The sequence below is a fragment of the Laspinema olomoucense D3b genome, assembly GCF_025370785.1.
GTDB lineage: Bacteria > Cyanobacteriota > Cyanobacteriia > Cyanobacteriales > Laspinemataceae > Laspinema > Laspinema olomoucense.
Genome location: NZ_JAMXFA010000006.1, coordinates 221,295 through 231,097 on the forward strand (window position 1 = coordinate 221,295; position 9,803 = coordinate 231,097).

At 50.8% G+C, this 9,803-nt stretch carries 4 protein-coding genes; 1 reads left to right on the forward strand and 3 read right to left on the reverse strand.

Annotated features, from left to right (window positions below; genetic code table 11):
* The 3 genes from NG792_RS06550 to NG792_RS06560 form a co-directional block, all read right to left on the reverse strand.
* Window positions 1-3,199 (reverse strand): two-partner secretion domain-containing protein (locus NG792_RS06550; RefSeq protein ID WP_261234896.1); only part of this gene is annotated, 3,199 nt, incomplete at its 3' end.
* Window positions 3,200-3,203: 4 nt separating this feature from the next.
* Window positions 3,204-3,998: a DUF928 domain-containing protein gene (locus NG792_RS06555; protein ID WP_261234897.1), complete on the reverse strand. Its 795-nt coding sequence runs from the start codon at window positions 3,996-3,998 to the stop codon at window positions 3,204-3,206.
* 1,401 nt (window positions 3,999-5,399) lie between these two features.
* Window positions 5,400-6,821, reverse strand: a complete 1,422-nt coding sequence (locus NG792_RS06560) for a hypothetical protein (protein WP_261201941.1) — start codon at window positions 6,819-6,821, stop codon at window positions 5,400-5,402.
* A 610-nt stretch (window positions 6,822-7,431) separates the two neighbouring features.
* Here NG792_RS06560 and psaA point away from each other — a divergent pair.
* Window positions 7,432-9,702 (forward strand): photosystem I core protein PsaA, encoded by a 2,271-nt coding sequence (gene psaA, locus NG792_RS06565; protein ID WP_261201942.1) that lies wholly within the window; start codon window positions 7,432-7,434, stop codon window positions 9,700-9,702.
* Window positions 9,703-9,803: the final 101 nt, after the last annotated feature.

Here is a 9,803-nt window from a genome sequence, read left to right on the forward strand (position 1 = left end):
TTGGCGCCGGTTCTGCTATAGGAATTGGCGCCGGTTCTGCTATAGGAATTGGCGCCGGTTCTGCTATAGGAATTGGCGCCGGTTCTGCTATAGGAATTGGCTCACTGATGTCTGGTTCGGGAGGGGTTGGATCACTTGCGCCACCAGTCTGGGGTTCTGGCGTACTCTGTGCCCAAGGCGGTAATGGCGGGGGGTCAATTTTGGGGGCGGGTTTGATAACTGGAGTATAAAAGTTTTCCCCGTCTTCGGGGGATGGAGTGGGTTCAGGTTCTTCCGTCTCCGGCAGGGTCACATTTTCAATGTTGAATGCAGCGCTTGTACCCGTGGCGATATTCCGGGGGAGATCAACCGTAACTTCCCCAGTATAATTGGAATAATCCAGGAGATCGCTTCCTCCTGCACCATCAATTGTGCCAAAGCGCGCCCCATCGGGAAACTCGAACGTATCGCTGGCACTGCCGCCAGTCAAGTTTTCTATATTTTCAAACCTCATCCCGTTGGGATAGCCGCTGAGAGTGCCTCGACCAGGGCCGGTGAGAGTCCAGGTCGTATTTTGGTTGGGACCCGTGAGCGTCTCTCCACCGGCGATCGTTACCGGCGCAGTGAAGTTGAAATTATTATGCAAAGTGATATTACCACTACTATCGGGTCTCCCGATAACAATAGAATTAAACCCGTTTGTGAGAGCAGCGAGCAGGTTATCCCCTAAGATTAAGGTGTCGGTAGGTAGGTTATTGTCGGTCGGTGCGATCGCCACATTTCTCCCTGCCGAACCCGGTTCGATGACCAATCTTCCTCGCCCAGTTGCCGAACTGTTGCCGGTTGCTTCAATCGCATCGGCTCTCACATTCAGATTGTTCGTATTGATGTTGCCTCGCAAACGTAGCGTTCCCGTGCTGGCATCTAAGGTAATGTTTCCAGGCGTCGCATTAGAATTAGTAGACAGGTCCTGGGTTGTGATATCTCCGCCCTCGGTATTCAGGTCAATTACCCCCCCATCCCCTGATGCCGAAGACGCATCAATGCTGGCATTTCCAGTTTGAATAATGATGTCCCCATCCCCTTCGGCATTTAAAGTAATCTCTCCCCCACTTCCCGAACCCTCGGAGTTCGCAAGGATCGTGCGGGTTGTAATATTCCCGGTTGCAGTGGTTAGGATGATGGTTCCCCCATCCCCAGATGCCGAAGACGCATCTAAAATCCCGTTGCCTTGGCCCACATTAATCGCCCCAGTCCCTCCCGCACGCAGGGTAATATCCCCGGCAGTTCCTGAACCCTCAGATTTGGAGATAATATCTCCCGTGGTTATATCCCCGGTTGCCGTCGTCAGGGTAATGGTTCCCCCGTCTCCAGATGCGGAAGAGGCATCTAAAATCGCGTTACCCGTTTGGATATCGACTGCTCCCGTTCCTCCCGCACTCAGGGTAATATTTCCCCCCGTCCCCGAACCTGTAGACTGGGAAATTAGCTCCCGAGCTTGAATATTGCCCTCGCTACTGGCGAGGGAGATATTTCCCCCGTCCCCTTCGGCAGAAGTATCGATAGTGCTGACCGTGATATTAGCTCCAAAAATCTCAATATCTCGCCCTTCAGCACGGATTTGGCTGGATAGATCCATCAAAAAAGCGCCGGTTCCTTCGTTGTCCGCATCCGCCCGAAATACTATGCTTTCCCCGGGGACAAATTCGAGGGAAACGTTATTCCCAATCTCGATATTATTAGTCGCTTCTAGGATGATATTGCCGATTTGATTTTGAAGCGTTTCGGCAGAAATCGTCAGGGTTGCCTCGGCAAATTCATCGCCTTCACCGGATAAAATATTCGGCAGGAAATCTGCTATATTGGCTGGATCATCCTCACCATTAGAAATGATAATATTCAAAGGGTCGAGGAGCAGGGTTCCGGAACTGCCGTGAGTGGCGCTGACATCAACGATGCCCTCAAAAATGAGATGTTCTTTGCCTGAAACTTCTACAAATCCGCCATTTTGAGAGGGAGAAAAGGGGTTTGAACTGCCCCTGGCGCTGATGTTGCCATAGAATCCGGTGACGCGATCGCTCCACACAATGGCGCGTCCCCCATTCCCGTTACTCAGGGCATCCACTCGGATGGTCGAATCGGGACTAATTAAGGTGCGATCGGCCTTTGGCAATCGACTCCCGCCTTGGAAATCTCCACCGAGATAGACTTCGCCTCCGCCATTGCCTCCAGCGGCATCGATAGTTGAGGCGATCGCCCCAATTTTTTCCCCTAAAATTGTGACGGTTCCCCCAGTTTGCACCCCATCAGCAACGGAAATCTCACCGCTGACAATCGTGGTTCCAGCATCTGACGACAAGGACAAATTTGAACCCGTCAAGGTAATCGTTCCATCAGGATTCACCACTGCACCTCGGGCGTGTCCTTGAGTGAGATTTCCGTTTGTGAGCAGTTGGGGTAACTGGAGGGGGGAAATTCCCGTCTCGGCACTAGGGGCGATCGCCTGGAATTCCAGACTGAGCAGCATTCCTTCCTGGGACAAGCGCACGCGATGGGGTCCGGGCACACTGGCGATCGTAATGTTGCCCCCGGGGGCAGTTAAGGTTCCCGTATTTAGGACTGTTCCCCCCATCAGGGTGATATTTTCCCCCAACCCTACGGCCAAATTTCCGGCATTCACAATACTCCCGCCCTGAGACTGAGTAAAATCAAACTGATTGGGGGACCCAGTGAGGCTGTAGTAGGAAGAGGCCCCCAATACATCAAAACTCGCTCCCGAGTTAAATCCGAGCGAGTTCGCAGTGGTGGCAAAAAAGGACCCCGTAAGGTTTAACTGAGCCGTAGGGCCAAAGAGGATTCCTGCGGGGTTGATTAAGTATAGATTGGAGTGGCTCCCGCTGACTTGCAGCAGACCTTGAATCAGAGAAGGGTTCCCCCCGACAACCCGAGTGAAGATATTCTGGATATCGGGATTTGCCAAAAAGTTAGCGGTTTGACCCGCTTCTAAACCAAAGCGATCGAAGCTGTGGAAGAGATTGGAGCCATCACCGGAGCGACTGCCCCCTTGAATATCAAAGCGATCGCCATCATGGGTAACTTGGGTCCCGGTTCCATCACCAGCGGGAATCATCGATTGAGTCCGTCCCGCTTCTACGAAAACACCCCACCAACACACTACGGCCAATAGGGTACAAGGGCCAATTACCCATGATGACTTCATCCCATTACTCCTGACTGATTTGAGTCGCATCTACAAGGGGTTCCGTGGCGAAGTCCCCCAATTCCACCGAATTCAGAAACTCTTGCCAGCGGGCAAACAGAACCCTATCCTCGGGATTATCCCGGCGCATTTGAGCCAGAATGCTCAGCGCATCATGCCAAATCCCTTCCCGAGCATAGATCGAAACCCGATGGGTCGGTGTTGTAGCATTTTTAAGTTCGAGGGCGATGGTTTCATCCGTTTCCACTCGTTCGATCCAGCCATCCACGACAATATCCCCGGTGCGATCGCTCGCGTCGCAGACCATTTTCAGATACCAGTGATAACTTTTCCCCGGATCCAGGGTTGTCCTATCATCCACAGGTAAACTGTGACTAATAATCCCCCCTTGGGGAATCTGGATTTTGGCTTGATAAACCACATTCTCTTCATTCTCCCCCTCCACTAATTCAAACTCTAAAGTTTGGGGGCCTGATGTGGGTACATACCAGTACAATGTAGGATGCTCGGCCAAAGTCAACGGCATTGCATCACCCGGAGTTAACGCCGTCAAAGGTTTTTGACCCGCTTGATAAGTTCCACAGCCTCGGGTGCCGCCTTCAGCAGTCCGTTGTGGAGCACCGCGATCGGGTGGCGTGAATGATTGACTCAGTAACCAAGGGCCCGCAGTGGGTCGCGAGAGGGAATCAGTGTCACTTTGGGCCTTCGCCTGCAAATTCAGGCCCGGACTCATCACCATTCCCAAACATAACGCCACTGAAAATGTGCTAACTTGTTTTAACGATTTGTTCCAAAGCATAAGACGGAAGCTCCCTTCATCTAATCAAATAATCGCGATTGCCCCTAACACCCACTTCCCCGGGGGAAAGATTTTCGAGCCTGCTTTAATACGGGTAATAAAACCTACCCTTTCTGTTATGCCAATAATTACGGGTATCGTCAATACGACCTTTAGAATTTACAACTCAAGATATAGCTAGACTCTGCCCTTTTAACCTAACTGCGGTGTAAATCTCCTCCTTATAGGGGTAGAGATTCTCAGACAACCCCTATCTGGCTCTGTTCCGGTTTGAAGTTTTGGCAGAACTTTTAATCCCGTGGCGGAAAACTTCATCGAGTCAGGGCCAATTCGCTCTCCTTGGGATCCGGGTTAAGGGATCCTGTGAAAGTAGAAGGTATCCCTTCTAGTATGAACCCTCGTTCCCTCACTTGTGTATCACCAAAGTCACGAATTTTCTCAAGGATCTCCCACCCACCCCAGAGACTCCCGAATAATTTCACCCCTAAAAACCCCTACTTTTATTGTACCTCTCAGAATCAAATACTGGCCTCAGTATTTTTACGGAGATAGGTCGGTTCTCCCTGGCAGTTTGAGTTGAGAACCCAGCCCAATCAATTACCCTACAGGTTGATTCCAAAATCTAATAAAAATTTAATAATTGTTGATATTAAATAGGCTATAATCTGCCGAGGAAAGTAGGCCATCCTGACCCCCTTCACAACAGGTAAGAAAGCCAGTTTTCCCGGCCCAGTTGTCTCACCACCCCATTCACTTAACACTACTTTCACAAAACAAAGGGACAGTCAATGTAGGAGAATTGTGGTGCATCCCCACTACAAATGTTCAAACCTGGAATCTAGTCCTTCTAGTCCAGACTAATCAAACCCCCAAAAGCCCCAGTTCTGTCATCTTATTTTTTCGCGAATTAGGCTTAACTTCCGATAGAATAATTGACGATTAGCGGCTCCGGTTTCAACGTGTGTTTAATTTTTGAAATTCTCAACAATTTGGGGGCGCAGATAAGATTTGATGAATATCAGTCTAACCCCAGTGACCCATGCTGCTAATCTTTCATTTTTTAGGGTTAATTTATCCCATAATCTTCACAAATTTCCCCTAAAGGTTTTCTACTCAGTGTCCTGGCTCTCAAAAGCCAGTTTCGGGGCGAACGATATGCCGAGGAAATCATCCAACTCCTTCCCCAAAAACTGGAGAAAATTTCATGAACTCAAATATTTCAACGCCTATCCACTTTGGGCTGTATCTATCAATATCCAGCAGGAACTATTTCTCACTAAAAGCGAATGTATAGTCCATCTCCTCTGGATAGAGAGGGTCTATTTATACCAAAGATGGTTTCTCACTCTATAAAAAAGCCCGCTTAGGCGGGCTTGGGCTCTATAGGGGAATGAGATAGTATTACTCGATGGGTTGTAAAATTACCTCCATCTCACTTTCTGTAGTGGCCGGTTCCGGTAAGACTTCTATCACTTCGGTCTCACTCGCACTCGGTTCTAATATCACTTCGGGCCGTGCCTGCGGTTCCGGAACTACAGGGGCCGGGGTGGCCGGTTCGGGACTGGGACGACGGACCCGATCGCGCAGTTGATCCCATCGCGATCGCCTCACGGGTTTTGCTGCCGGTTCCACCATCTCCACTTCAGGTTGGACTTCTTCGGGGAGCAGTTTCGCTGATTCGGCGGTGGGTGCGGGGCTCACAGTCTCCGGCATCGGCAAATATTCCTCGGGGACCACTTCTACCGGCATCTCTTGAGGTTCCGGTAGGGGCAGCAGGGACTCGGGTTCCGGTTCCACTGGGACTGGGGTGGGTTCTGGGGTGGGTTCGGGAGTGGGTTCGGGGGTCGGTTCTGGGGTCGGTTCCGGTTCTTCTGGGGGTGGGTTATAGGTGGGGTCTACAATGACGATCGCCTTGGATGCTTTCAGTTCACCCCGGACTAACCGCGATAGGGTGTCTTTGCCTTTCGGTTGATAGTCGATCGCCTGGACAGAGGTATTAAATTCATTGTTGACGGGATTGCCTTTTTCATTCAGGAATTCCACTTTGACCCAGTTTTTCCCTTTCTTAAATCCTTTCAGATAAATAGGGTCCCAGCGATCAAGCACAAAGCTCTCTCCATTAATCGTGACCCGAATCCGCCAGTCGGCAATTTCATCGGTGGCGTTTTCTTGGGCGACGAGGTGTAATGGCGCATTGGTCAAGTAGAAGTCCAGCATAATCGGTTCCGCGCCATAACTCCCTTGGGGACGACTGTAGGTGAGTAGGGGTTTGGTGGGGTCCGGTTGATTATCTTCGCTGGGAGCAAACAGGTGAAACGTGGTTTGGGCGTAGGCCCCTTCATTTTTAAAGCTTTCATGCCAGGGACGGGAGGCGAAGACTCGGAGAGTGTGCGTCCCAGGTTCGAGGTCGGTTAAGAGGATGGGTTCCCTAACATCATAAATCGCTTGGTAGGGATGGTGGTCCACAAAAAGGTGCAGGTGGGGTCCTAGGCCGAGGTCCTGATTTTTAAACAGGGGCAAATCCCGTACCTGGATTTGGACGGCAACTGTACTATCGTCCAGCACTTCCCCAGGTTTGGGGCTTAATATCTGGACTTGGGGTTGATAGGCGTCTAAGGCGAGTCGGAGTTTTTGAATTTCTTCGGGGGGAGAGACTTCGGAGATTTGGGACTCGCTGTCGATGAAGACCGCTTGGGAGGCTTCGACCTTGGGAGGGGCTTCCAGGCGATCGCTACAGGCCCCTAAGCCGAAGAGGAAAATGATGGCGACGATCACGCCCAGTAACGATTTGGCAATAGGCGATCGCGAATTTCTACCTAACACTTAGCAATTCTCCTCTATGAGATCAACTATGAAAACTTGTTAAGTCTTTCCATAAATAAAACCAATCCTGGGCGATTTGCCCAAAGGGGAGATCAAAGGCGATCGCAGCGGTGAAAGCAGACAATCCGATTCCCGGTTTAAATGCCCTGGAAACCGCTCGAATCCTGACATCCCCTCATCTTGCAATTGTACGCCAGTTGCATCGCCTACCACCGATCCCAGCCCAGTATTAAGTTATGTTAATTTATGCTCACCCCTCTTGACTTTTTCCCAACTCTTTGAAACACAAAGCCAATCCCCGATTAAATTGTGGCTAATTTGAATTATTGTTAAGCAGCGCATTCAGATAACCGAGGTGGCCTTATAATGCACGAACAGAAGCCACTAAGGTTGCCTTGCTCGACAGACCGGCATTTTGCTGGATTGTTAGAGCGGTTACTACACAAAATCCCGAGTTTGGATTAAACTAACAAACTTAAGAACCCTTAAAAGGTTTTTTAAGAAGTTGTAAGCCACCCAACACTCACCTCGTGTAGTGAATCGTTGCCTAATGAGCAACACCTTGGGTGGAATGTAAATTAGGTCCTTGTCTAGAGAGAGGAGAGTCTCGATGACGATTAGCCCTCCAGAGCGAGAGGCAAAAGTCAAGGTAACGGTGGATAAAGATCCCGTTCCCACCTCATTCGAGAAGTGGGCCAAACCGGGTCACTTTGACCGTACCTTGTCTCGCGGGCCCAAAACCACCACCTGGATTTGGAACCTGCACGCTAATGCTCATGATTTCGATAGTCACACCAGCGATTTAGAAGACGTATCGCGCAAAATTTTTAGCGCACACTTCGGCCACCTGGCTGTAATCTTCATCTGGTTAAGCGGTGCCTATTTCCACGGTGCCAAATTTTCCAACTATGAAGCATGGCTGACGGACCCGACTGGCATTAAACCCAGTGCCCAAGTGGTCTGGCCGATCTTCGGACAAGAAATTTTAAACGCCAACGTTGGCGGTGGATTCCACGGTATTCAGATCACATCTGGTTTATTCCAGTTGTGGCGTGCCTCGGGTATCACCAATGAGTTTCAACTCTACTGCACCGCGATCGGTGGATTGGTGATGGCAGCCCTGATGCTGTTCGCAGGTTGGTTCCATTATCACAAACGCGCTCCCAAACTGGAATGGTTCCAGAACGTGGAGTCGATGATGAACCATCACCTGGCTGGATTACTCGGTCTCGGCTCTTTGGGCTGGGCCGGTCACCAAATTCACGTCTCTTTGCCGATCAACAAGCTCCTGGATTCTGGGGTGAATGCGAAAGACATTCCCTTACCCCACGAGTTCATCTTGAACCCGAGCTTGATGACCCAGCTATATCCGAGCGTGGATTGGGGATTCTTCAAAGGAGTAATTCCGTTCTTCACCCTCAACTGGGGCGTTTATAGTGACTTCCTCACCTTCAAAGGTGGCTTGAACCCCGTTACCGGCGGTTTGTGGTTGACTGACACGGCACACCATCACTTGGCGATCGCCGTTCTGTTCATCATCGCAGGCCATATGTACCGGACCAACTGGGGTATCGGTCACAGCATGAAGCAAATCCTGGAAGCCCATAAAGGTCCTTTCACTGGTGAAGGCCACAAGGGTCTCTACGAAATCCTGACCACCTCCTGGCACGCGCAACTCGCCATCAACTTGGCGATGATGGGTTCTTTGAGCATCATCGTTGCCCATCATATGTATGCGATGCCTCCGTATCCATACATCGCCACCGACTACCCAACTCAGTTGTCCCTGTTCACCCACCATATGTGGATTGGCGGCTTCCTGATTGTCGGTGCAGGTGCTCACGCCTCCATCTTCATGGTGCGCGACTACGATCCAGCTAAGAACGTCAACAACTTGCTCGATCGCGTCCTGCGTCACCGTGATGCCATCATCTCTCACCTCAACTGGGTCTGTATGTTCCTGGGCTTCCATAGCTTCGGGTTGTACGTTCACAACGACACCATGAGAGCCTTTGGTCGTCCCCAAGATATGTTCTCGGACTCGGCCATTCAACTTCAGCCCATTTTTGCCCAATGGGTGCAAAACCTGCACTTCTTGGCTCCCGGTAACACCGCTCCGAACGCTTTAGCCCCGGCTAGTTTCGCCTTCGGTGGAGATGTGATCGCGGTTGGTGGAAAGGTTGCCATGATGCCGATTACCCTCGGTACAGCAGACTTCCTGATTCACCATATCCACGCTTTCACCATTCACGTTACCGTTTTAATCCTGCTCAAAGGGGTTCTGTTTGCCCGTAACTCTCGTCTGATTCCAGATAAGAGCGAACTCGGCTTCCGCTTCCCTTGCGACGGCCCCGGTCGTGGCGGCACCTGTCAAGTTTCCGGTTGGGACCATGTGTTCCTCGGTCTGTTCTGGATGTACAACTCCCTCTCTATCGTAATTTTCCACTTTAGCTGGAAAATGCAATCCGATGTGTGGGGCGCAGTTTCTCCCGATGGCACCGTCGCTCATATTACCGGCGGTAACTTTGCCCAAGGCTCGATCACCATTAATGGTTGGTTGCGCGACTTCCTGTGGGCGCAAGCCTCTCAGGTGATTCAATCCTACGGAACTGCCTTATCCGCTTACGGTCTGCTGTTCCTCGGCGCTCACTTTGTGTGGGCATTCAGCCTGATGTTCCTGTTCAGCGGTCGCGGCTACTGGCAAGAACTGATTGAATCCATCGTCTGGGCACATAACAAACTGAAAGTTGCCCCGGCAATTCAGCCTCGCGCTCTGAGTATCATTCAAGGACGTGCGGTTGGGGTTGCTCACTATCTCTTAGGAGGTATTGTGACGACCTGGGCATTCTTCCTGGCCCGCATTATTGCAGTCTCAGGATGATAGCGAGGAGGAGCTAAAAAAGACATGGCAACAAAATTCCCAAAATTTAGCCAAGACCTCGCGGCAGACCCGACAACACGTCGGATTTGGTACGGGATTGC

What these genes read in the sequence shown, in the direction of transcription:
- psaA (WP_261201942.1), top strand. Translation starts at nt 7,432, where the DNA reads ATGACGATTAGCCCTCCAGAGCGAGAGGCAAAAGTCAAGGTAACGGTG.
- NG792_RS06555 (WP_261234897.1), bottom strand. Translation starts at nt 3,998, where the DNA reads ATGCTTTGGAACAAATCGTTAAAACAAGTTAGCACATTTTCAGTGGCG.